The sequence below is a fragment of the Mucilaginibacter kameinonensis genome (genome assembly GCF_003675385.1).
Classification (GTDB): domain Bacteria; phylum Bacteroidota; class Bacteroidia; order Sphingobacteriales; family Sphingobacteriaceae; genus Mucilaginibacter; species Mucilaginibacter kameinonensis.
This window is the reverse complement of sequence record NZ_RCWZ01000003.1, coordinates 1,135,101-1,160,100: the sequence shown is the minus strand read 5'-3', so window position 1 is coordinate 1,160,100 and position 25,000 is coordinate 1,135,101. Positions and strand designations below refer to the sequence as shown.

At 42.2% G+C, this 25,000-nt stretch carries 20 protein-coding genes; 16 read left to right on the top strand and 4 right to left on the bottom strand.

Annotation, left to right across the window (positions count from 1 at the left end; translation table 11 throughout):
* Positions 1–2: 2 nt before the first annotated feature.
* Genes EAH55_RS18045 through EAH55_RS31460 form a run of 4 tightly spaced genes read left to right on the top strand, consistent with a single transcriptional unit; the run spans position 3 to position 3,763 of the window.
* Positions 3–1,301: a glycosyltransferase family 4 protein gene (locus EAH55_RS18045; RefSeq protein ID WP_121810844.1), complete on the top strand. Its 1,299-nt coding sequence runs from the start codon at positions 3–5 to the stop codon at positions 1,299–1,301.
* A gap of 1 nt (position 1,302) precedes the next feature.
* Positions 1,303–2,469 (top strand): glycosyltransferase family 4 protein, encoded by a 1,167-nt coding sequence (locus EAH55_RS18040; RefSeq protein WP_121810843.1) that lies wholly within the window; start codon positions 1,303–1,305, stop codon positions 2,467–2,469.
* Positions 2,426–3,142, top strand: coding sequence for an acyltransferase (locus tag EAH55_RS31175; protein WP_121810842.1), 717 nt, complete (start codon positions 2,426–2,428; stop codon positions 3,140–3,142). The genes EAH55_RS18040 and EAH55_RS31175 overlap by 44 nt, the downstream gene beginning before the upstream one ends.
* Before the next feature lie 18 nt (positions 3,143–3,160).
* Positions 3,161–3,763 carry an acyltransferase gene (locus tag EAH55_RS31460; RefSeq protein WP_162996930.1) on the top strand — a complete coding sequence of 201 codons (603 nt, stop codon included), beginning with the start codon at positions 3,161–3,163 and terminating at the stop codon, positions 3,761–3,763.
* Between the two features lie 3 nt (positions 3,764–3,766).
* Here EAH55_RS31460 and EAH55_RS18025 read toward each other — a convergent pair whose 3' ends face one another.
* The gene (locus EAH55_RS18025; RefSeq protein ID WP_114940403.1) at positions 3,767–4,432 is read right to left on the bottom strand and encodes an acyltransferase; all 666 of its coding nucleotides are present in this window, start codon (positions 4,430–4,432) and stop codon (positions 3,767–3,769) included.
* A gap of 380 nt (positions 4,433–4,812) precedes the next feature.
* Between EAH55_RS18025 and EAH55_RS18020 the strand changes: the two genes are divergently transcribed.
* The 12 genes from EAH55_RS18020 (at position 4,813) to EAH55_RS17965 (ending at position 21,096) form a co-directional block, all read left to right on the top strand.
* Complete coding sequence (locus EAH55_RS18020) at positions 4,813–5,973, top strand: DUF1972 domain-containing protein (RefSeq protein WP_121810841.1); 1,161 nt, start codon at positions 4,813–4,815, stop codon at positions 5,971–5,973.
* A gap of 70 nt (positions 5,974–6,043) precedes the next feature.
* Positions 6,044–6,808 (top strand): polysaccharide biosynthesis/export family protein, encoded by a 765-nt coding sequence (locus EAH55_RS18015; protein ID WP_162996929.1) that lies wholly within the window; start codon positions 6,044–6,046, stop codon positions 6,806–6,808.
* A 188-nt stretch (positions 6,809–6,996) separates the two neighbouring features.
* On the top strand, positions 6,997–7,608 hold the full coding sequence (locus EAH55_RS18010; protein WP_121810839.1) for a PAS domain-containing protein: 612 nt from the start codon (positions 6,997–6,999) through the stop codon (positions 7,606–7,608).
* Positions 7,609–7,772: 164 nt separating this feature from the next.
* Entirely contained in the window at positions 7,773–8,297 is a 525-nt protein-coding gene (locus EAH55_RS18005) for a hypothetical protein (protein WP_121810838.1), read from the top strand.
* A 336-nt stretch (positions 8,298–8,633) separates the two neighbouring features.
* Positions 8,634–11,189 (top strand): hypothetical protein, encoded by a 2,556-nt coding sequence (locus EAH55_RS18000; protein ID WP_121810837.1) that lies wholly within the window; start codon positions 8,634–8,636, stop codon positions 11,187–11,189.
* 96 nt (positions 11,190–11,285) lie between these two features.
* Entirely contained in the window at positions 11,286–11,879 is a 594-nt protein-coding gene (locus tag EAH55_RS17995) for an RNA polymerase sigma-70 factor (protein ID WP_121810836.1), read from the top strand.
* Positions 11,880–11,947: 68 nt separating this feature from the next.
* Complete coding sequence (locus EAH55_RS17990; RefSeq protein WP_121810835.1) at positions 11,948–12,916, top strand: FecR family protein; 969 nt, start codon at positions 11,948–11,950, stop codon at positions 12,914–12,916.
* A gap of 261 nt (positions 12,917–13,177) precedes the next feature.
* Positions 13,178–16,519 (top strand): TonB-dependent receptor, encoded by a 3,342-nt coding sequence (locus EAH55_RS17985; RefSeq protein WP_162996928.1) that lies wholly within the window; start codon positions 13,178–13,180, stop codon positions 16,517–16,519.
* 11 nt (positions 16,520–16,530) lie between these two features.
* Complete coding sequence (locus EAH55_RS17980; RefSeq protein ID WP_121810833.1) at positions 16,531–18,156, top strand: RagB/SusD family nutrient uptake outer membrane protein; 1,626 nt, start codon at positions 16,531–16,533, stop codon at positions 18,154–18,156.
* Between the two features lie 44 nt (positions 18,157–18,200).
* A complete protein-coding gene (locus EAH55_RS17975) occupies positions 18,201–19,337 on the top strand; it encodes a SusE domain-containing protein (protein ID WP_121810832.1) in 1,137 nt (378 codons plus the stop codon).
* A gap of 58 nt (positions 19,338–19,395) precedes the next feature.
* Positions 19,396–20,553 (top strand): glycoside hydrolase family 76 protein, encoded by a 1,158-nt coding sequence (locus EAH55_RS17970; RefSeq protein ID WP_121810831.1) that lies wholly within the window; start codon positions 19,396–19,398, stop codon positions 20,551–20,553.
* Positions 20,554–20,796: 243 nt separating this feature from the next.
* Positions 20,797–21,096, top strand: coding sequence for a GIY-YIG nuclease family protein (locus tag EAH55_RS17965; RefSeq protein ID WP_121810830.1), 300 nt, complete (start codon positions 20,797–20,799; stop codon positions 21,094–21,096).
* A gap of 165 nt (positions 21,097–21,261) precedes the next feature.
* On the opposite strand, the gene EAH55_RS17960 is transcribed toward EAH55_RS17965, so the two are convergent.
* The 3 genes from EAH55_RS17960 to EAH55_RS17950 form a co-directional block, all read right to left on the bottom strand.
* A complete protein-coding gene (locus tag EAH55_RS17960; RefSeq protein ID WP_121810829.1) occupies positions 21,262–23,169 on the bottom strand; it encodes a DUF294 nucleotidyltransferase-like domain-containing protein in 1,908 nt (635 codons plus the stop codon).
* Complete coding sequence (locus EAH55_RS17955; RefSeq protein ID WP_121810828.1) at positions 23,153–23,857, bottom strand: 3'-5' exonuclease; 705 nt, start codon at positions 23,855–23,857, stop codon at positions 23,153–23,155. Before EAH55_RS17955 ends, EAH55_RS17960 begins: the two co-directional genes overlap by 17 nt.
* Positions 23,858–24,177: 320 nt before the next feature.
* Positions 24,178–24,999: a DUF4249 domain-containing protein gene (locus tag EAH55_RS17950; protein WP_162996927.1), complete on the bottom strand. Its 822-nt coding sequence runs from the start codon at positions 24,997–24,999 to the stop codon at positions 24,178–24,180.
* Position 25,000 lies beyond the last annotated feature (1 nt).

The window sequence follows — 25,000 nt, the reverse complement described above, 5'->3', positions numbered from 1 at the left end:
ATATGAATAAGAAGATACTTATATCAGCCTACGCTATATCGCCAAGTAAGGGTTCGGAATATGGTGCCGCCTGGAATACGGTCATGAACCTTTCCACAAGGCACAAACTTTGGGTGATCTACGGTATGTCTGACGATCATATGGGCGATACCCAAACCATACGCTCGTATCTGTCTGAAAATAAAATTACCAACGTGAATTTTATAGAGGTACAGCCAGGTTTCTTCGCCAAAACTATCAACCTGCTTAATAAAGCAGGCCTGGGCTGGTTCTTTTACTTCGCCTATTATCTGTGGCAGAAGGAAGCATATAAGGCAGCGCAAAAATTGTTGGAAACTGTTGATATTGATGTGGTTCATCAGCTTGGCCCAATTGGGTATCGCGAGCCCGGCCTTTTATATAAACTGGGCAAGCCAATGGTGTGGGGGCCAATAGGAGGGATGATGGTTATTGATAAACGGTTAATGCGTAATAAACCCTTGACTACCCGTGTCAAGTTCTCGCTTAAGAATATCATTAACCGGGTACAGCTTGGCTATTCGGCACGGATAAAGGAAGCATTTAAACAAGCTGATGTGCTGATCTCTGCCACCAAAACCGGACAGCAAACTATCATGAGCAGGTTCGGTCGTGATAGTTATTACCTGTCAGAACAGGGTATCATCGGCAAGGTGTCATTGAACGAAACAAAGTTTGTCAGTGATGTTGTGCAATTGGTATGGAGCGGTACCCATATAGAACGGAAAAACCTGCAGCTATGTCTTGATGCATTGGCGATTGTAAAAAACAACAACTGGCGGCTTCATGTATTGGGCACAGGGCCGCTCACGGGCAAACTAAAACAGTATGCAACCAAGCTGAATTTACAGGATAAAATTACATGGCATGGCCACTTGAGCCGTAACGAAGCCATGACTATAATGGCAGCTTCGCACCTGCATATTATTACCAGCATAGCGGAGGACAACCCGGCCGTGGTTTTTGAAGCCATGAGCTGTGGCGTTCCTTCGCTTACTATTGATCATCATGGCATGGGAGATGTAATATGTAATAAATGTGGTATTAAAGTGCCGGTTGATGAATATCCTGTAATGGTTAAAAGTATAGCGGAATGTTTGGATGGATTACTTGTGAAGCCCGAACTGCTAAGGGGACTCGCCCTTACCACAATTGCTTATGCAACTGCCTTTAAGTGGGATAAAAGGCTGGATACACTTGATGAGGCTTATTCAAAAGCAATCAGGTTACGTGAGCAGAGTGCCAGTTACTTAATTGAAAACGAAAATTTAATTGCCTTGTGATATGAGTAACCAGGATTTGAAGATACGGGTTGGTATAGACGCAAAGTGGTATTTTGACGGGCCACCGAGCGGTCACATGGTGGTTAAAAATCTGGTAGACGAAATTATTAAAGCAGGCGATGACAGGGTTGAATTATGTCTTTTCCTGGTAAGTAAAAACAAGAAAAAGGCTAAAGCGCATTTTCCGGAGCGTGTAAGGCTCATTTTTCTACCTGGTATCCCCAACTTGTTATCAAACTTGTTCCTGCTGCCTTTCATGACATTGTTGTATGATATAGATGTAGTATTGTTTCAAAATTTTGGCAGTGCATGGCCGGCACGGGCGTTAAAGATAGTTTACATCCACGATGTGCTGTTCCTCGACTATCCGCAATACTACACCAAAGCCGAGGTGGGGTATTTTAAGCAGATGGTCCGCTTTGCTGCTAATGTTGATCAAATCATCACGATATCTAATTGCGAGAAAGAGCGCATGCATAAACATGGCTTGGATGCGCCGCTGGGTATCAACGTTGTTTATCATGGCATTAACGGAGCTTTTAAGCCACTACATACCTATAGCGAAGATGATATTATTGCATTGGAGCAGAAATACAATTTACCTCAAGCCTATTTACTTTATGTTGGCAGGGTAAATATCCGCAAAAATCTTATTGGTTTGGTAAGGGCATTAGCCCATTTGCCAAAGAGCGATCTTAAATTAATTATAGCCGGAGAACGTGGTAATTACCCCGAACTTGATGACTATATAGCCCTGAGGCAACTTGAGGATCATGTAGTTTTCACTGGTCATATACCCGAAACCGATTTGCATTTGCTTTACGCACGGGCAAGGATATTCTGTTTTCCGTCATATGCAGAGGGCTTTGGCTTGCCTCCGTTGGAAGCCATGCAATGCGGGGTGCCCGTAGTAGTTTCAAACCGCACTGCTATGCCCGAGATTTGCGGGCAGGCTGCCCTTTATGCCGATCCCGACGATGAGGGAGCAATCGCCGCGGCGATTGGTTCATTTTTAAATAGCAAAGATTTATATGATGAAAAAGTAAATCTCGGCATTACCCAATCACGCAAGTTTTCATGGAATAAAGCATCACAAGAAATATTAACCTTAATTATTGAAGCGTATGTTAGTAGAGAAAATTATTCGGAAGCTCAAACGCAACCCTGATTATAAATGGGAAAGCAAGTACACAATCGTAGACCTGGGTATCATACTGTCTGGTCGATTGGGGCAGATAGTAAGGGGAGGGTGGACCCGTTTGTTTTTGAAACGTGTTGAAGGCCTGTTGTTTATAGGGAAAAATGTAAAAATCAGGCACGCCTATCTCTTTTCTGCGGGCAAGAATTTAATCATTGAAGATAATGTATTTATAAACGCCATGTCTTACGACGGCATTATGGTAAAAGACAACGTATCTATAGCGCGTAATTGCACTTTGGTAGGTACAGGCATAATTTCTCAAAAAGGAAAAGGCATAACCATAGGAAATAATACAGGTATAAATAGCGGCGCCTATCTTGGCGGGCAGGGCGGTATTGAAATAGGAGACAATGTTATCATAGGACCGGGGGTACAAGTGTTTTCCGAGAATCATAATTTTTCAGATCTTAATACTAATATCAAAGATCAGGGGGTTTCACGTAATGGCGTAGTTATTAAAAACGATTGCTGGATTGGGGCAGGTGTTATCATTTTGGCAGGAGTAACTATAGGTGATGGTTGTGTAATAGCTGCTGGTAGTGTAGTAACCCGTTCAGTAGCTAACGATTCAGTGGTAGCTGGTGTGCCAGGTAAGGTTTTAAAAAATCGCAGAGTCATTAGTGTTGGAAATGTGGCTTAATCATTAAAATTTATTGTTATGAATTTGTTTGAACAAAATATTTTAAAAATAGCAACAGATCAAGTATCGGTTGCTACTGTGGCAACGCCTGTTCAGAAATTAATGGGTTCGCTTATTTATATCATTTGTGGCTTTATTGGTTATTTGCCTTTTCACACCCTGCGGATTGGCGGTCTACGTTTATTGAATGCAAAAATTGGTAAGCGTACTGGTGTTTATCGAGGGTTGGAAGTAAGGAGGCCGCGTTTTTTAACTATTGGAAATAGTTCGGTTATTGGTCATGGTGTGCTACTTGATGCCCGCTGCGGTTTAACTATAGGTGATAATGTTAACTTAAGTAATGAGGTGATGATCTGGACCTTACATCACGATTATAATGATAGCGGCTTTGGTCAAACCGGCGCACCTGTTTCTATTGGTAATTATGCCTGGATCTGCTCGCGGGCAATAATTTTACCCGGCGTTACCATTGGCGAAGGAGCTGTAGTTGCCGCCGGCGCGGTTGTTACCCGCGATGTTGCACCCTATACCGTAGTTGGTGGTGTACCGGCCAAAGTTATAGCTAACCGAAACAAGAATCTTAATTACGATTTGGGCAACGCCATTTTGCCAATTATCTGAGGTTTAATATTTCCAGGTTATATTTTCTTTAAGCACACGCATCGGGTTGCCTCCAAAAATACTTTTCTCGCCAACCAGCTTTTTAGTTACTAATGATCCTGCCGCTATAATACTTCCATTAGGCAGGTTGGCCCCTTTTAAAATAGTACAACGGCAGCCTACCCAAACATTGTCGCCAATAACAACCTCCTTGGGGTGATTAAAAACCTGGCCATTTTCATCAAAAATATGATGAAAATCCGTGTCCATCACCAGGCTTTCCCAGCTTATACCGCTGTTGTTGCCAATAGTGATTTTCTTTTCAGCAACCAGGGCACATTCGGTACTCATGTTAAAGTTCTCGCCAAAAATGAGCTGACCATTTTCGCCAACGTTTATTTTGCAGCCGTGCATAATAAAGGCGCGCCCGTTAAAAACAACTTCGCCAAACACCTGCCAAACACCCCGGGCCCTTTTAAAATCAGAGATGCCCACTTTGCCATAACCAATTTGTATCAACGCTGTTTTGATGGGGCCATTTATGGTAATCTTTCCTTTGGTTTCGTGAAGGTAAATGTTGTTTGAAATTAAAACAGGCAGTTTTATCGCTGTTTTAAACGGGAAGTATTTGAAATTAAAAACAATGGTTTTCAGGTTGATGCGCGAAAGCAGTTTTAGTGTTTTGCTCATTTATTATTAAGGTTAAATGGCTAAAAATATGTTTAAATATAAATAATCTAATAAACTCCCCAATCTGTAAGTCGTTACCCCCGCGCCGTTAAAAATTTCAGCTTACGTTTCAGCTTTGGAGCGGACTAAAGATAAGTAAAATGTCTGGTAAATAATAGTTTTATAATACTATTATTGCGAAATTATTATTTTGTTTTTGTTTCTTTTGTTCATGTCTGTTCGCTCTGTTCATTCTATTCATATCCCCTTAAAAAGCGTCAAAATTGCGTTTTTGTGCGTAATATTAGTCATTCGTTAGTTTTTAAAACTAAACCCTGAGTGGTTATTAAAGCTAATGTATTTTTTTAATTAATATTAATATAATATCAAAATTTTGGCTTATGCGTATTGCTATTATCGGAACCAGAGGAATTCCCAATCACTATGGTGGTTTTGAACAATGTGCCGAATATTTATCGGTTGGCTTAGTAAAAAAAGGGTATGAAGTTGTGGTTTATAACTCGCATAATCATCCCTATCAGCAAAAACAATGGAATGGCGTTGAAATAAGGCATTGTTATGATCCCGAATGTAAATTGGGTACCATTGGCCAGTTTTTTTACGATCTCAACTGTATCAGGGATCTGCGCCGTGGCAATTTTGATATTATACTACAGTTAGGATATACCAGCAGTTCGGTTTGGTCATGGTTTTTTCCGCGTAATACGGTTGTTACCACCAACATGGATGGCCTTGAATGGAAACGGGCTAAATATTCAAAGCCGGTACAGCGCTTTTTGCAGTTTGCAGAAAAATTAGCTGTAAAATACAGTGATCACCTTATTGCCGACTCAACCGAGATACAACGCTATTTAGGAAATAAGTACAAGAAGGAAGCCACTTTTATACCTTACGGAGCCGAGCTGTTCGAAAAACCTGATCCGGCAGTTTTGGATGATTATGGCGTTAAAGTTCATGATTACGATATGCTGATTGCAAGGATGGAACCCGAAAATAGCATAGAAACGATACTGGATGGTGTTGTAAGGGCCAATAAGGAGCGGCCTTTCCTGGTAGTAGGCAATACTACCAATGATTTTGGCGAATACCTGAAGCTGAAATTCGCGCCTTATCATAAAATAAAATTTGTAGGCGGGATTTATGATATGGCGAAACTGAATAATCTCCGCTACTATTCAAATCTGTACTTCCATGGGCATACGGTTGGCGGTACAAATCCTTCTTTGCTTGAGGCAATGGGCTCAAACAGCCTGATATGTTCGCACGATAATAAATTTAACCGGGCGGTATTGGGTGACGATGCCTTTTACTTTAGCACAGCTATGGATGTAGCCGAACATTTGCGGGCTGCAAACAAGAGTGACGATGCTTACGCGCATTTTTTGGCAAATAACACGGATAAAATCAAAACGGTTTATACCTGCGAAAATATCGTGAACCAGTATGCCAGCCATTTTGAAAGCATTAAACCACGTGCCGTTAAAACTCAGCCTGCACTACCAGGAAATGTAGAAGTAGCACTATATCTCGAAAACGCTTAAACAACAAATTAATTTTCCCCCCATAAAGATGATCAAATGTAATTCCCCCCTGCCATTAAAATTGGTTTTAATGGCATTTTTGCTGCTAAGTTTCTGCAGCTCCTGTTCTTATAAACAGAATCAGGCTTTCCTTGAACGAAAAGATGCAAACTCTCCCATAACGGGCTTCACAGGAAATGTTCAGGTTTATAAAATAAAGCCGCAGGATATTTTGCAGGTGCGAAACCTGCAGAGTATTAAATATATAGTTGATGACGTCCCTGCAGGTGCCGGTGCGGGCACCGGGGCTTCATCGTCGGGAGGAGGGGCGGCTGCCGCCGGCCAAAGCTATGAGGTAGCAGAAGACGGAACCGTTGCGTTACCTGTAATTGGCCGGGTAAAGGTTGATGGCTTATCAAGGCTGGAAGCTGCCAATAAAATCCAGGACCTGTATGGCAAAGATCTTATCAAAAATCCCATTATCGATGTAAAGATCATTAACCTTAAGGTGACAGTGCTTGGCGAGGTAAGGCGCCCCGGTAATTACCAATTAATAAAGGATAATGCCAGTTTAATAGATATGCTTGGCGAGGCCGGTGGTATTACCGACAAAGGAAACGAGAAACATGTTAAAGTTGTTCGTGGCGGTATTGTAAACCCGCAAATCATAGAGCTTGACTTAAGCGATGTGGCTTCGTTAACAAGTCCGGCTATGATTATGCAAAACAATGATGTGGTTTACATCGAGCAAAACAAGAAATCGTTACGTAACGAAAAACTGCAAAATTTTTCAACCTTAATACAACCTATATTGCTTCTGCTTAACTCGGCGCTTATCATAACAACAATAAAGTAAAAACTATTATTACGCTTAAAATGATTAACGCCCCGGCATAAAAGCCGGGGCGTTTTTTGTACATGGTAATTGAATAAAATGAACTGCTAAAAAACACAGGGTTATTGTATATCTTACAATAGTGAAACCTAAATATTGAATTTTTGAAAAAAAAGCAGCGCTTTTAGCGGCTTGCTGACCAGTTTATAATGGAAACTTCTGTTACCATAAGTGAAAAAGATAGCGCGTTTAACGTATTGTTTTACCAAAATCCGCTCCCCGCATGGATAGTTGAAACCAATACATTAAGGGTTATTGCTGTGAACGACGCGGCGGTGAGCCAGTACGGTTATGAGCGGGAGGAGTTTTTAAAAAACACCATCTCCCTGCTTAACCTGCCCGAAGAAAATGAAAGTTTTAATACGCTTTTAAAAAAGTTAGAACATAATCAAGCAGTAAAAAAACAACTTACCCATCTTAAAAAAGATGGCACACCTGTTTATGTTAATGTAACCTCATATAGCGTAAAGTTTTGCAATTGCTGTTGTGGCATGATCATGGTAAACGGTATTGCTGAAAAATGCCGGGGAGTTGATATGTTTAACGGGCATTTTACCGAGGTTGAAAACCTGGCATTTATCAATTCGCACATGATCAGGAAGCCACTGGCAAACATACTGGGGATTATTTATGCGCTTGAGGCCTGCGAACAAGACGAATGTGAGCTTGCAGAATCGATAAACATGTTGAAATTAAGTGCCGATGAACTTGATATGGTAATCAGGAAAATTAATTTACAATTGGAGCACCGTTTTATTTGAATACGAATTGATAGATTTTATCAGTACTGTTGAGGTACTATTAAACTTAAGGACTACTATATAATAAGCTGATGGGAAATGAACAAAACCTGCCTGGCATACAATACGTAGCTTCCTTAATAATTTTAGTAATGGTATATGTTAGTTAACCAATACCCCTTTTAATGGAAAACGAATCAGGTAAAGTATTTGCACCCTTAAACTCTGGCGCTGAAAAGCTGCAATCATTTTTTATGGAGCATCTTAACCGGCTTTATTGCGCTAAAGCGCATATCATTGAACGCCTGCCGGATATAGCGGATGCCGATTGTTTTAGAAGTATAAAAGGCACCATAAATGAAACCATTGAGCGTGCCGAGGTGCAGGTATACAAAATGGATCAGATCTATAGTTTATTTAAAACCCAATATTCATTTGATACCGTTAGTAACCTGGTTAGTTTTTTAGAAAAATCCTTTACTAATTTTCAGTGGAACATGACCGACCCGGATCTTGGGCTTATCATGATCCTCTCATATCTGAGCTTTATTGAATGTCTTGAAGGTGCTTCTGTGCACATATTAAAAATGCTCGCTATCAAATTGCAAAACGAAAAGCTTTCATTTTTATTAAGAGAAGATTTTGTTAATGTTGATAGTACGCTTGCCTCTCAACTGACTAATATGTATACCGAAACCGCCCACTACTAAGTTCCGGCTCTCTCAGTTTTAGATAAGATAATGAGTGTTTGTTTAACCAATAGTTATATCTCCTGGTCAGGATGTTCATTTTATGCAATATTGTTCATTCTTGTTCATTTTTTGTTTTAAAACTAACTGGAATATTATAAGCTGTTTTAAGTAAACTTAATAAAGGCATTTACGTAATATTGTATAAAGTTTCGCTGATATTATTATTACTATCATGGAATTTTTAAATAATTTACTAAATTATTAGTTAATAATTGAGCCGTATTTTCTACAGCTTACGTCCTGATATCAATTAATAATTTCCGTTTTTAGTTTGTTTTAAAAAGTAAAGTGTATATGACAGTTATTTCCCACGCTCATTATGATTTGTTAAAAAGGGAGATACTCACCGCTGCCGGATTCAAAAGCATCAGCCCGGCCGATTGCCGGGTAATATCTGCGCTGGTAACAAGTAAAACTAAACATTGCATAAGTGAAACCACCCTTAAGCGGATTTATGGTTTTGCATTAAGCAGGTTTAATCCATCGTCGTTTACACTTGATGTACTTTGTAAATACTGTAATTATAATAGTTGGAAGGAGTTTTGTGAGATTCAGATCCAGGATGACCTTGAGCCCTCAAACAATGATTTTAACTGGAACCAAATCCGAAAAAAAGCAGCAAGCATAAGCAACTTAACCTTGCAGGCCGCCAGGAACCGGGCCGGGATCCCTTATCATTATGTCATTAAAAGAGAACTTGTAAACGCTCACCTGAGCGAGTTTATACATTCGGCCTTTACAAATGCAATTTTATGCGCCCCGGCCGGGTATGGAAAAACAATGGCATTATGCCAATGGGTTGAAGATAGATTGGAGCTGAACGCAGCCAATTTACGCAATGACGTTATTTTGTTTATTAATAGTAACGCACTTATAAACGCTTTGCAAAGCAGGCGCAATTTGTTTGAATGGGTTTTAGCGCTTTTAGGCTGCAGCACCAATGAGCAATTGAAAGCGCTGGTTAATAAAAGGCAGGGTAACGGAGGTAAGTTTTACCTGGTGATTGACGGTTTTGATGAACATGTTGCGGGTAGCGATCAGTTTCAGGTTGTTTTGAATTACCTTTTAAATGGGCTGAGTATATGTAAAAATTACGAGTGGTTAAAGCTTGTACTGTCCCTGCGTTCATCAACCTGGATCAATTACAGGCATGAGCTACAGGCTGGTAATAATACCTGGTTTACGGGGTTTCATCCCGATAGCAGCAAGCATAATAATGTACCATTGCTTAGTCATAAGGAGGTAAATGAGCTTTGTCTCAAAATTAACCCTTCACTATCCAATACCATCAGTTTTGAAGCAGCTGAAACACTAAGCCATCCCCTGTTTTTTCAATATTATTATAAGCATTACCGTGGTAATTTTTCATTGAGCAGCCTAAATAATGTTTGCCTTTATGAGCTGTCTGCCTCATTTATATTAAATAACATTTACCTGGGTAAAAATGCTACTGAAAAAGTGTTCATTATAAAAAGCCTGGTTGAAAATATGGATATCAGGGGTGGTCATTTTGATGTTGAGAAAATCAATGTATTAAACCTGCTCAAACAACATAATCCGGCTTACCAGGAATTGCTGAGCATTGGCTTTTTAAAAGAGCTTAGTCATAACAATGGGCATAGCATCCACACTTGTATAATCTTTAGTAACAATTTTTTAGAGCACAGTATCGCAAAAACATTGCTGTCATATACCGGTAGCAAGTTTGATGATAGCTTCGCTCAACACTTTAATGATACTTTTACCCGTACGGGGAATAAACTGACCGTATTGAAATGGTGTTTGATGATTGCTATTAAAACCGGGCAGCAAAAAAGCCTTGAACACCTTACCGCTATAAATCTGAATTCGGCGGAGAAGGCGGAGCTAATGATGTTTATAGGTGATTTGCTGGAAAAGGAATGTTCGTCGATGAAAGAGAACGAACTTCTGCTTCAATATTTTAAGCAAGTGTTCAGCGAGAAAATGTTCGACTACTTTTTTAGCCTTGATCTGATCAACCCGGCCTATAAAAAAACACTTTTAACAATGCTTAGGTTTGAGCTTTCTTCAGACCAAAAAATACTTGTCCAAACGGCCTTAGGTATAATTGCTGTAATACAGCTAAACTTAAAAGAGGTTAATATCAGAATTGGAGAGTTAAGAAAGTTTGATCAGGCGGATATTGAAGCATTCGCTATCGATCCCTTAAACTGTCTGACTGCCTTCTACTCATTTTTACATGATGGCGCGATACCGGATGAGGCTTTTAATAAACTCGACCGGTTGTCGTTTTCTCCTGTATTAAGGCCAGATCAGTTAAAACCCTGCGTAGCAAACGATATGCTTTTTATACAGGGGGCTTACACGATGCTCATTTGCGGCGACTTATATAAAGTTGTGAGGTATGTAAATACGGTTAAAAATATTTACAAAACCGATGAAATAGAGCAAGCGGAAACCCCTTTTGCCTTTTTTATAAACCTCTTATTCGGCGAAGCCTGGCATGGGCTTGGTGAAACCGATAAAGCGCTCGGTATATATAATTTAATAGCAGGTACCTTTGGCGACAACGGTGAGCAATTGAGCCCCATTATTAAGGCCCGGTTTTACAGTCTGAAAATAAAACTGCTGATGAATACCTCCCGGGAGGACCTAATAATCGATGAACTGAGATGCGTAAATTCCATTGCTGAGGATTCGGGTAACAAGATTCTGAAAATGAGTGTACTAATGATGCTGCTAAAGCATAATGGCGTGCTTGATAAGTATCCTTTTTTTAAACGTCAGGCGGTACATGATCTCACTATGATCATCAATAGGAACGGTCTTAACCGTAATCGTTTTATTGTGCCGGATATGGTAGGTTAGCCCGGTTTATAGCAGGTAAAGTTTAAAAGTTTTTTTATTTAAAAATTTTCTTGTAAATATGCCTTTCCAATCAGTAAACCGATTTACCGCCTGCTTATGCTCCACGATAAGGAATTTCAAATATGGCCTGATGCCCGGTTATTGGAGCAATTAAGGCTTGATGACCGTAAGGCATTTGAAATTCTGTACCGTAAATATTCGTCGAAGTTGTTTTACGCGGCTTATAATATTTTCAGAGATAAGGATGTTTGTGAAGACCTGGTGCAGGAGCTCTTTATTGATTTATGGACAAAACGCAATCAGCTAAATATCACCTCGCTCGAAGCTTATCTTAAGGTAGCTATAAGGCACCGTGTGCTGTTTTATTTGCGTACTAAAAAAGCATCTGTGGATATCGCGGTAATTGAAACACTGGTCGAAAAATATTCGGCAGATAGCAAACTGTTCCAGGCCGATATTGCTCATTTATTGGAAGATGGCGTAGCTCAGCTACCTGAAAAATGCAGGCAGATCTTTACCTTGAGCCGTAAAGAGTATCTCAGTAATAAAGAAATAGCCACCCGGCTAAACATCTCTATCAAAACTGTCGAAAATCAGATCACCATCGCTTTAAGATATCTGCGTACCGGTTTAACTGATTATCTGCCATCTGTGGTGGCATTGCTGTTGCTTTATACCTTCGGTAAATAAAATCTTAAAAATATTTTCAATTGCTTTGGGGGTACCCCGGTTTTATTGCATCCTGCAGTTATAAACCAATGGCAAAATTCCCTTTCAGAAAAAAACAATCTGCTGCAAACGACAGGCAATTGCAGGAAGAGCTTGTAAATAAATATTTTGACGAGCTCGATCTCCGTGGCGTACAAAACGAAACCGGTGATGACGTGGAATTTAACGCCGATAGGGTGTACAGCAGGATCAATGCCGCATTAGATCATGCAGAGAGGAAAACTGTAGGCAAGTCAAAAAAATGGATGGTTGCCGCCTCAATTATTGCCGGTTTGTGTATTTCGGTAACTGCAGCCTATTATTACCGTTATGCCCTGCTTGATTGTTTTGATCCTATTGCCAGTAAACAATTGGTTGCCGCAAACGGGCAAACCGTAAACTTTACCCTTGCCGATGGTACCAAAATTTGGCTGAATGCAGGCAGCAAGCTTACCTATCCGGAAACTTTTCGTGGCGAAAAGCGCGAGATCAGGCTGGAGGGGGAGGCCTTTCTGGATGTTGCCCATGATCCGGCCAAAGCTTTCATTATACATACCGGTAAGGTGCGCACCCAGGTATTGGGCACCAGTTTCAACATTAAAGCTTACGCTAACGAAAGCTTTATTAAGGTTGATGTTTTAAGCGGAAAGGTAGGCGTGGTTACCCCTGCCGGTAAGACCAAAAGCACTACTACATTTTTAACCCCTGCCGAAGAGGTGGTTTTTGATAAAGACAAGCTATCAGTAGTTAAGAATAAACAGGTTGATGTAAACGTATTGAGCCGTTGGAAAGACGGAGAACTCGTATTTAAAAATATGGCACTGCCTGAAGTACTGGATACCATTAACCGCCACTTTAATGTAACGGTTAAAGCTGATGTTAACCTGGCAAGATGCTCCATCACAGCCAACTTTACCAATGTATCGCTCGAAAATATCATGAAGATCATGTCGAAACTGGTAAAGGGGAAAGCTATCCAGAAGGGTACTGTTTACCAGCTTAAAGGCCGCGGTTGTTAATGTTAAACCAATTAATACAAAGAGATATACCAATTATTAGTTAACCTAAATAACAAGCTATGATAACATAATTACAATAAAAAAACCCTGCTCAAAAAAGGCTTTTGACAGGGTTAAACTAAAATGCCGGGTTATTAATTAGTGCAGCGTTTAGAGGTCCAATTCAGAACGAAGCACTTGAATTTCAAACACTTTAATTTTCTCAAATCTATGAATATATCTCTATTTTCAAATGGAGTAATTCGTCATGTATTAATATTAATGAAAATTACCTCGCTTGCCTGCTTTGTGGTTTGCCTGATGTGCTTTACGGCCGTGGCAAACAACTCGTTTGGTCAAAGATTCCTGGAGGTATCGGTTACGCTCAAATTAAAAAATACCAAACTAACCGATGCGCTGGAAAAGATCTCGAACCAAAAGCATATCAAATTTGCCTATGCCGATAATGTACTTAAATCTACCTATGTTGTAAGCCTTAAGGTTAAAGACAAAAGTATAAAAGAAGTACTCGACCAGGTTTTAACTCCCTTTAACCTCAGCTACAAGATCATTGACGATGTTATTGTTATTGATGAAAAGCCAGAGATTGAAAGCAGCACCGGAGGCATACAGCAAGGCCCCAGGCAACCTATCAAAATCAAGGGCAAGGTTACCGACGAAAATAACCTCCCCATCCCGGGGGCCAGTGTCCGCGTTAAAGGCACAACGATAGGCACCGTAACCGATCTTAACGGTAATTACACCATCGATGCACCCGATGCGGATGGTACATTGGTTTTCAACTTTATTGGCTATACACCAAAGGAAATTGCCATTAGCAATGAAACTACACTGAATGTGCAGATGGTGCCCGAGCGTACGTCACTTAATGAGGTGGTAGTAGTGGGTTACGGTACACAACGCCGTGCAAATTTAATAGGTGCGGTTGACCAGGTAAGCGCTAAAGCTATCGAGTCAAAACCATCGGTTAATCTTACACAGGCTTTACAAGGAACATCGCCTAACCTTATTATACAACAAACCAGTTCGGAGCCGGGCGCTTATGCTACTGTTAACATACGTGGTGTAAGCACGCTGAATGATAACTCGCCATTGGTGGTTATTGACGGAATTACAGGCGGCGATATCAATTTATTGAACCCACAGGATGTCGAAAGCGTTTCGGTACTGAAAGACGCGGGTTCGGCTGCTATTTATGGTTCGCGTTCGGCTAACGGTGTTATTTTGGTTACCACCAAAAAAGGTAAAAATAATTCGCGCACAACGGTGAGCTATAACGGACAGGCCGGCATCCAAAGCCCGCATGTAGGTTACAAACCAGTGCATAGCTACGAAAATGCCATATTGCGTAACGAAGCCATGGTAAATGCCGGTTTGCAACCTATCTATAGCCCGCAGGATATCCGCAACTTTCAGCAACAGGGCGATCAGCAGTGGTTTCTGGATGCCATTTTAAAAGATGCCTGGCTGCAAAGTCATAACCTGAGCCTTACCGGTGGTACGGCTACAACATCATTCCTGGTATCGGCAGGCGTTACAGATCAACGCAGTAACCTTGTTGGTCCCGATTATGGCTTAAGGCGATATAACTACCGTATGAACCTTACCAGTAACTATGGTAAGTTGAAATTGACCAGCATTTTGGCTTATTCCCGTTCCGAAATCCGTGAGCACTCATACAATACAGGCACACTTATAGTTGATGCCGGTCGTACGCCTACTTATTATAAAATTAAGGATGATCAGGGCCGCTACCTTACCAACGACGTGCTTACCGAGTTTAACCCTTTGGGTATTTTAGAGCAAGGCGGCTATCGTACCCATGACGATGATAACCTGTTGGGTAATTTAAACGCCGAGCTTTCTGTCACCAAAGATTTTAAACTGAAAGCGGTTTTCGGTGGCCGGCTATTGTCCGATCATCAGTTTACCCGTGTTAAGCAGGTTAACTTTTATCCGTCAGGAACTTACGGTGCAGACCGTAACACCAACGATGATAACAATAAAACCTTATTCACCAATACACAGCTATTGGCCGAGTTTGCCAAAACCTTCAATAAATCGCACAATGTTGATGTATTGGTAGGTGTGGCTAATGAGTCGACCACAGCCAAATTGAATAGCATTCATCTTAAATACACTGATCCGGAATTAGGAACACCAACTACCGGTACCATTATTGATCCGGCTACTTCATCAGCATCTAACAATGGAACAACAGAAACAAGCCTCAACTCGTTATTTGGCAGGGCGAACTATTCGTACCAAAATAAATATTATGCCGAGTTTGATTTCCGTGTAGATGCTTCTTCAAAGTTTGCGCCTAACAATCGCGGGGCATTCTTCCCTTCGGTATCAGCCGGCTACAGGCTTACCGATGAGAAGTTTATGGGAGATTACCGTACCAAGGTAGGCGATCTGAAATTAAGGGCTTCTTACGGTATCCTGGGTAACCAGAGTGTGAGCGATTACCAATATCTGCGTACTTATGGTCCGTTTCAAAACGCCTATGGTTTTAATAATGTGGGCGTAGGGGGTACGTCGATCAATTTCGCTAATCCAGATCTGCGCTGGGAGCGCGCGGCAACGCTTAACATTGGTGCCGATGCTGGTTTCTTCAATAATACCTTAACGCTTGCACTTGATTACTTTAGCAAAACCACCCGCGACATACTCCTGCCACCAATAGTGCCGGGAACATTTGGTGCCGGCTTGCCAAGTTATAATGCCGGTAAAGTGGGTAACAGGGGCTGGGAGGTTACCGTTAATTATAACCTTATCACCCGCAACTTTAAGCATAGTTTCAGCTTCAACGTAGCCGACAGTAAAAATAAAGTAGAATACCTGGAGGGCGGCGATCAGCTAAAGAGCTACGATGAGATGCAGGTGATTAACCGGGTTGGTTTACCTATCGGCTCATACGTTGGCCTAAAACGCAATGGCTATTTCCAAAACCTGGATGATATTAAAAACGGCCCAAAACCTACCGGTTTGACAGTGTCACCCGGCGATAACCGCTACGTTGACGTAAATGGCGATGGTGTGATAGATGATAATGACAAGTTTGTTTTAGGCAATCCTTTCCCACGCCTGACTTTTGGTTTTACCTACAACGTTACATTTAAAGGGTTTGATTTTAACCTGTTTTTACAAGGCGTTGGCAAACGCAGCATGTTTGTACGCGGTGAGCAGGTTGAACCATTTCACGTAAACTACTCTCAGGTTATTTACCAGCATGAGCTTGATTTCTGGACCCCGCAAAACCCCGATGCCCGTTACCCGCGTCTTGCTGCCAGCGGCAGCCAGTCAAACGAGAATAACTTCAGGCGAGGATCGGATATGTATCTTTTTGATGGCTCGTACCTGCGTGTAAAAAACGTGCAATTGGGGTATTCATTACCGGCTACATGGGCCAAGAAGTTAGGTATGCAAAAGCTTAGGGCATACCTGTCTGCCCAAAATATTTTGACCTTCTCGGGCATGAAGTTCATCGATCCGGAGTCGACCGAGTTTAATGGTAATCTGAATGCTGGAGGTGCAAACAGCGCGCGCGCCTATCCAACGCCAATTTATTACGGTTTTGGTTTAGATGTAACCCTTTAATACTATCCATCATGAAAAAATACTCAACATATAAAACTGCTTTTTTAGTGTTGGTGGCAAGTGTAACAGCCTGTAAAAAGCTTGATCTGGCACCAACCGATAAATTTACCGACAGGAATTTCTGGACTACAGCCGATAAAGCCAATGCTGTACTTAATACGGCATATAACCAGATGTTCACCAACGATTATTTCTTTTATAACGAGGGCATGTCTGATAATGCCTATAACGGTCGTGGTGATAACCAGGGCGTGGCTTCGCTGGCTGCCGGTACTTATGACCCTTCGCTTGGGCGTATCAAGCAGGAGTGGGGATATCACTACGGCGGCATAAAAACCAGCAACATCTTTCTTGAAAATATTGACAGGGTGACCGATATGGATGCTGCCTTGAAAACACGTATGAAAGCGGAAGCCCGTTTTTTACGCGCGTTCCACTATTTTATGCTCGAAACATGGTGGGGCGATGTGCCTTTGTTTGATCATGACATCAGCATTGACGAATCAAAAACAATTGCCCGTACACCTAAGGCACAGGTGGTTGATTTTGTTTTAAAGGAGCTTGACGCCGTTGCCAATGATCTGCCTGTTAACATCGCTTATAAAGATGCCGACAGGGGCCGCATTACAAAAGGTGCTGCTATAGCGCTTAAAGCGAGAGTATTGCTTTATGAAGGCCGCTGGCAGGATGTGGCTACCACCTGCGAAAAGTTGATGAACGACAACAGTAATGGCACTTACAGCCTGTTTCCGTCATACGAGGGCTTGTTTTTGCCTCAGAATGAATATAACAGCGAGGTGATCCTCGACCTGGAGTTTGTTCCGGATGTGCGTACTTACAGCAACTTTTTTGATATGGCCCCGCTTGCCGTTGGCGCCCGTCTTAACGCGCTGGCCCCAACCCAGGAACTGGTTGACAGTTACCTGATGGCAAACGGCAAAAAGATAAATGATTCCGGTTCGGGCTATGATGAAAATAACCCTTACGTAAACCGCGATCCAAGGCTTACCAATACGGTAGTTTACAATGGTTATAAGTGGAAAAAACCGGATAACAGCGTTCAGGTAATTTATACCAAACCGGGCGATGATCCGGGAGCTACCAAACCGGATGAATATGCGCCGGGAAAGGTGAGTTCACCAACTGCTTATTATACCCGTAAATATTATGATCCGGCTTCGGCGGTTAACTTTCAGTCGGCTTTAAATCTCATCTTGATCCGTTATGCTGATGTACTGCTGATGTATGCCGAGGCAAAAAATGAGCTTAACCAGCTGGACGGTGGGGTATGGGATAAAACCATAAAAGCCCTCCGTACACGTGCCGGCTTTACCGATGCGCCTGCATTAAACTTTAGTGCCGTAGGACAGGCAGGCTTACGCGATATTGTACGTAATGAGCGCCGTGTAGAACTGGCTATGGAAGGCTTGCGCGTTTTTGATATCCGTCGCTGGCACACTGCCGAAACAGTGCTGAACGGTTGGGCACACGGCGCCAAATACGGCCCGGCTTCTGTTGATAACGGTTACATCAGGGCAAATCTGCGCTCGTTTGATAAAAGCAGGGGATACCTGTGGCCTATCCCGCGCGATGAACGCTCCGTTGATCCAAACCTGACTCAAAACCCAGGCTGGTAAATCATTAATTATTTATAAAAAAGACATTATAATCAATTACGATCATGAAAAATATTACATACTGCCTTATGGCAGGCATCATAGCCATTTTAGTAATTACAGGCTGTAAAAAAGATAAAACCCTTGAGCATACCAAAGTTTCTGCCGTTACAGATCTGTACACCCCGGCAAACAATAAATTCATTCAGCTGGAGACTGTAACCGGTTCTGCCACTTTTGAATGGGCCGAAGCTCATGCCGAAGATAACGGCCTGGTATTGTATGAAGTTGCTTTTGACAAAGAAGGCGGCGATTTCTCAAAACCTATCTACACCATTCCCTCAGATGCTAACGGACTTTACAACAAACTTACCATCTCCTACAAAGATCTGAACAAGGTTGCCGACCTGGCAGGTATTCAGCCACAAGCTACCGGCAAATTGAAATGGACCGTAATGTCATCAAAAGGCATTAACGTGGTTAAATCAAGCGCGTCAAGCATTATTGAAGTTCAGCGTGCAGCAGGCTTTACCGATATTCCTGCCGATTTATACCTAACCGGTTCAGCAACCGAAGGTGGTGATGACTTGAGTAAAGCAGTACACTTTAAACAAACCGCCGCCGGTGTATTTGAAGCCTGGACATCGTTAAAAGCAGGTACCTATCACTTTGCCGAGCGTAACACAGGCACACCTGCTACTTATTCTATCGATGGTATTAAGCTATTAAAAGATGGCAGCACTACAGTTACCGGTGACACTAAGGTTGAACGCATCGTAGTAGACTTTACCTCGGCATCAGCTGCGATAAGCGAAGTAACCGAGGTTGGTTTATGGTTTGCAGCCGATAACAAAGTTTGGTTCCCGCTGCCATACAAAGCTGGTGGCAAATGGGAAATTGACAATGCTTCAATCGTGTTCCACCAGGAATCATGGGGGCGCGATGAACGTTATAAATTCCGCTTTACGTTTAAGGACGCGGCGGGTAACAGTTCTACCCAGTTTTACGGTAGCAAAAACTCAGATAACAGTCGCCCGGATGCTAATACCGCTAAATCATTCTGGTACATGGTGCCGGTTAACGATGCGCAGTATGATTTCTGCTTCAAGTTTACGGGAGCCGCGGATAACCACAACGCGGATATCGTAGTTGATTTTAGCGCCGATGCTACCGCATACACCCATATTGTTACTGTTAAATAATTCACGATCAGCACCTGCCGCCCTACCATGGCGGTAGGTTTACCATAAATCATATTTTATGAAAAATAAAGTATTCAGAAATTTAGCTGTCATTGCTTTTGCCGGAGGCATGATAACAAGCTTTTCATCGTGCTTAAAAGATAAACCTTTCCCTTTGTACGGCAACAAAGCCTCGGCAAAGGTGGAATATAAGTATGCCGAAACAGCCGACTCTTTACAGGAAAAAACATATACCACCTTTATATCGGCAAACGGCAATTATTTTGTAGCTGATAACGCAGGCAGCACCACATTTAATTACTGGCCCAATGCTCATACGCTTGATATTTTTACCGATGCCTATCTGCGCAGCAAAAATGATATCTACAAACAAAGGATGAGTTCGCTTTTGGCGGGTATTAAAACAACCAACGGCGGTTTATCAAACAATTTTTATGACGATATGGAGTGGTTGTCGCTGGCTACCCTGAGGGCTTACAGTGCAACCAATGATGCCGCTTATTTAACCGCGGCACATACTTTATGGACAGATATTAAAACCGGTGAAAACAACAACCAGGGTGGAGGCATAGCCTGGCGTAAAAATCAGTTGGATTATAAAAATACACCTGCAAATGCCCCGGCCATCATCTTCGCCGCCCGCTTATATGCTTTGGAAAAGAATGAAGCAGACCTCGCGACAGCAAAAAGACTGTATACCTGGTTAAAGAAAACGCTGCTTGATCCATCAGGTATCATTTGGGATGGTATTAATGCCAATGGCGACGGCCAGATCAGCAAGTGGAAGTTTACTTATAACCAGGGTGTTTTCATCGGCGCGGCGCTGGAACTTTATCATGTTACCAAAGATGCCTCCTACCTTACCGATGCGGTAAACACTGCCAACGCAACAATTAATGACACTGAAATTTCGCCGGGTGGCATTCTTAAATCAGAAGGGCAGGGTGATGGCGGTTTGTTTAAAGGAATTTTGGTAAGGTATCTTACGTTGCTGGCCCTTGACGCTGATGTGTCAGAAGCAGATAAAACTAAGTTCATCAGCTTCCTGAAGTTCAATGCCGAAACCCTGTACACCCAGGGCATCGACCGCCCATCGCTTATGATCAGTCCGGATTGGAAAAAGAAACCATCAGGAACTACTGACCTAACTACCCAGCTGAGCGGTGTAATGATGGTTGAAGCCGCCGCAACCTTAAAAGCGGCAGGGAAGTTGTAGCATAGCAAAATCCATCGTCATGCTGAACTTGTTTCAGCACCCCACGAAAAAAGGTAGGCGATTTGCTTAGCATGTGGCTTAGCGAGTGAGGTGTTGAAGCAAGTTCAACATGACGACAATTTTTTATACCTCGTCATGCCGAACTTGTTTCGGCACCCCACGAGCCAGGTCTGCGATAAGTAGTTAGAGAGGTTTGTTTCGAATGCGGGATTCTGTTAATTTGGAGTATTAAACCAAATCACAATGCAAGATAAACAAGGTCACGTTTATATTATGACCAATGCCTATCGTACTACATTTTATATCGGTGTAACAAGTGATTTACGTGCAAGAGTTTGGCAGCATATTAATGGCGCAGGTTCAATATTTGTAAAGAAATATCGCTTGTACGATCTTGTTTATTATGAACACTTTCATCGAATAACAGATGCTATTGACAGAGAAAAGCAATTAAAGAATTGGCATAAGGATTGGAAGATCAATCTGATCAAATCCATTAATCCAACTATTGAGGATTTAAAAAAGGATTTGGAATTGGATTGATATTATTAAGTTGTTCAGTGCACATGTTTCTTAGCACGTGGGATGCCGAAACAAGTTCGGCATGACGGTTAAAAAAGCTCTCGTCATCCCGAACTTGTTTCGGGATCTCACCAGATATGTGTGCGATATATTTGTCTGCGCACTTCTTGATAAGGATCTCATTCCTTACCCAAACAAATTATTGGTAAACTCCAGCTTTATCCTTGTTTGAAAATTATCTATGGTCTTAAAAATTTCCTTTAGGGCAACTTTTTCAATTTTTGTGAGCTTATCGGGATCGATGTAATTGTCGGGCTCGGTGCGGTCCTGGATAATTTGGGAGGCCTGGTTGCGGAGGCGCAGGCTCATTAAAAAGTAGTACGACTGCATCAGCTCCTGAACCTCCTTTTCGTTAAATACTTCTTTTTCCTTTAGGGCTTTCAATCGCTCACCGGTGTTTACCTCAAAAATACGGTGACGCAGGGCGTACATTCGTACCAAATCAACAATAGGTGTCATCGACTTTTTAATATCGAAAACCTCCTGGCTGCCTTTGGTGAAAGTTTTAATGTTTTTAAAAAAGGTGAGAGGCGGCTCATACTGAAGCGCGTTCTTTGCCATATGAAAAAAGATCTTGCCCAAGGGTTTTTGCAGCTCTTCGTCCAAAAAACCTTTTAGCTCGTCCATAATGCTGGCTTCACCATATAAGTACCGGCAATCAAAAAAGGTAGAGAACTGGATCACGGTTTCGGGTACAGCCTCGGTCATCCAGCTTTCGTAGTTGCGTTTCCAGTGCGAAAGTGAATGTGTCCACTTAGGATTTTGGGCCATATAGCCGCCGGTGCAAAAACTAAAGCCAATATGGTCAAGCTTTTCGGATACCTGCTGGGCAAAGCTCAGGAAGTACTCGCGCACTTCTTCGCGGTGTTCGTTGGCTTTATCTTCATAAATAATCGCGTTATCCTGGTCGGTTTTAAAGGTTTGCTCTTTGCGGCCTTCGCTGCCAAGCACCATAAAAACAAATTTAGCAGGCGGTGGGCCCATGACCTCAATAACGCTTTCAATTACTTTTATGGCAATGGTATCGGCAATGGTGGTGATTACCTGGTTCACAATTTCGGCATTTACACCACGGCCAAGCAGCTGCGTAACCATCTGTGGTACCGATTCCCATTTACGCTTAAGCTCCTGTACGGATATAGCCTGCTTAACCGATTGAATAAATACCAATGGTGATTGTGCCTGCTCGGCCAGTAATTTATTCCTGCTGATACTGCCTACAAATTCATCCCCATTTTTAATGAGCAAATACCTTGTTTTGGTACGAAACATCATCAAAATAGCCTCATATACATAAGCATTGGTGCTGATGCAAACGATAGGGTTATCCATGATATTACCAACAGGTTGGGCGGTGTCGGCCTGTTTAGAAATCACATTATCGCGCAGGGTGATATCAGTTACATAGCCTACAATTTTGCTTTGCTCATCGCGGATAAAAATGCAGCTTACCTTGTGTTTGGCCATTAAGCGGGCGGTTTCATAAACCGGGGTGCTTTGCGGGCACGAAACTATCTCGCGGTATTCTATGCTTTCTATTTTGCGCGAGTACATTTGTTCGGAAGCTATATAGCTTTCCTCAAAAGTTGCCGGGCGCTTGTAAAAATGGGCAAACTCATCATTAAGCATGCGCTTGCCAAAATCGGCAGTAAAATACTGTACAAATTCCTCGTACGCTTTGCATAGCGACCGAAAATCTTTGCGGTGCAAAAAGAAAACGGTAGTGCCTTTCTTGGCAATTACTGTGCGGATAGACTGCTTGCGGTTAAGTAATACAGAAATGCCGCCATAACAATAGCCCGGGTAGTGATGCTCCAACAGGCGCTTATTTTGCTGTGTGTCGTAAAAAAAGGATTCGTATTCGCCCTCGGCAATAATATCTACGCCGCGCATTTTGGTTACTTCCTGCTGGTAAATAACCGTGTCTTTACTATAACGAATCTCCTGCAACTGGTCGGCAATTTCTTCCAGTACCTCGGCAGGGAGCAGGTTAAAAGGGGATACTTTGCTTAAAAATTCAAGACGTTGAACCATATAACCAAAAAGCTATGATGATGATCAATATTAAAACGATGGCTGCGGGTAAAAGGTATTTTTTTTCTGAACGGATTTTTTGCAGGTAAACCTCCTGATGCTGTATGCTTTCGTCATTAATGTCGCCGCGTTTCAGCATCTCAAAAAAGCATTCGGCAGTGGCTTCCGCGTCTTCAAGGGCGTTGTGCTGCCTGTCGAGTGTTTTGTTAAACAGTACTTCGTACAACTGGTTTAACCTTAAGTATTTGGCCTTGGGGTTTTGCACCCATTTGGTGGTTGCCAGCATGGTACAAAAGGTTTTTAAGTTTTCGAGCGGATTGGTGATACCTGTACGATAAAACTCCACACCGGCCACATTCAAGTCAAGCTCAATGAAATGACCTACAACCAGGGGCTCGTACTGAAGCAGATCATTTGCCAGCAAGCTCATTACATCCTTGCGCCACTCGCCGTGCTCAACCAAATATTCCTGCGTTAAACCATGAATCGCGTATGCTTTTGGGCTAATGGTGAAGTCGTTATCCTTAATATAATGATCTTCGCGCTTTACCTCCTGCATATCTTTGGTGTAAACTATCCATGACACCTGCAGCGCATAGGGCCAGTTGTCATTATCGCAGTAGGGCAGGTCCCACTTTTTGGGAAGGCCGGAAGTTTCGGTATCTATGAATAAAAGGTAATCTTGCACATGCTAAATTTATGAATTTATTTGAATGATGGTAGCACTGCATGTTCTGTAACCAATTTGAGAACCGTCTTCTTGGGAACTTACCACAATTTTGGCTTGTTATTGATCCGCACCATAGCTTTAAAGCGATAAACGGGCAGGCGATATTGAATGGGGCGCAGGTGAGGAAGGCGTATTAAAAAAAACTCTTGAGAGGGGGCGCGGAGGATAAGAGCCGGCGCAGGGGTGTGTTTCGTCTGCGTTTATTATCGCATGTAAAACACACTCCTACACCCCTCTCAAGAGTGGAATCGCACGGCCCGCCCTTTTTTATTCGGGCTTCACGGCGCCGTCAAAGTCTTCCTTACCACCGTATGTACACTAAAATACCCCAACGAACCTCCCTTGATGTTGGTTAGCGGGTTGGCAGGCGCAGCATTGTTGCCATCGCCGTTGGCGCTGTTGGTAAGACTGTAAAAGTATTTGTATACGGCCTGGTCAATGCTCATCATTTCAATGGTTACCTGGTTGCCCGGGCGGATGTCCCTCGCCGGATTGTCATTGTCATTGTTGAAATTGAGGCGGGTGTTTACTTCCTGTCCGTTGGTAAACTCATCATCATCGAGCAAAATAGATTCCTCCTTACGGTTATTAACGTACTGTACAAAGCGGTAGTAGTTTTTGGTAGATGCAGGGTCGTGGTATTGTACGGTAACATATTTGCGTGGTGTGCCATCCTTGTTGTTATTCAATTGGTCTTTAACCAAATAAATACTATCCAACGGAACAGCAGGGTGCATTATACAGCTTGACGTAAATGTTTTTCCGTTTACGCTCACGTTAAGGGAATAAGTATGACCGACCGAGCCTTTTAAAGTGGTGTTTTGATAAACGCCGGTGCTGGTTGCCGTTAACGGATATACATTGTTATTATCATCGGCAATGGTAATGGTAGCGCCGGCTATGCCATTAAAATCATTGTTATCGGTAAAGTTTTTGGTTTGGCTTAACAATACTTTACAGCCGCCTGCTTCATCGGTTAATACGCCTTCAACTACATATTGCGGAGTAGTATCTTTTAGTTTTAGGTCGATGGCCTTTTCACAACTGCTCAGGGCTGCTGCAAACAGGATAATGGTTATATATTTTATAGTGTTTTTCATC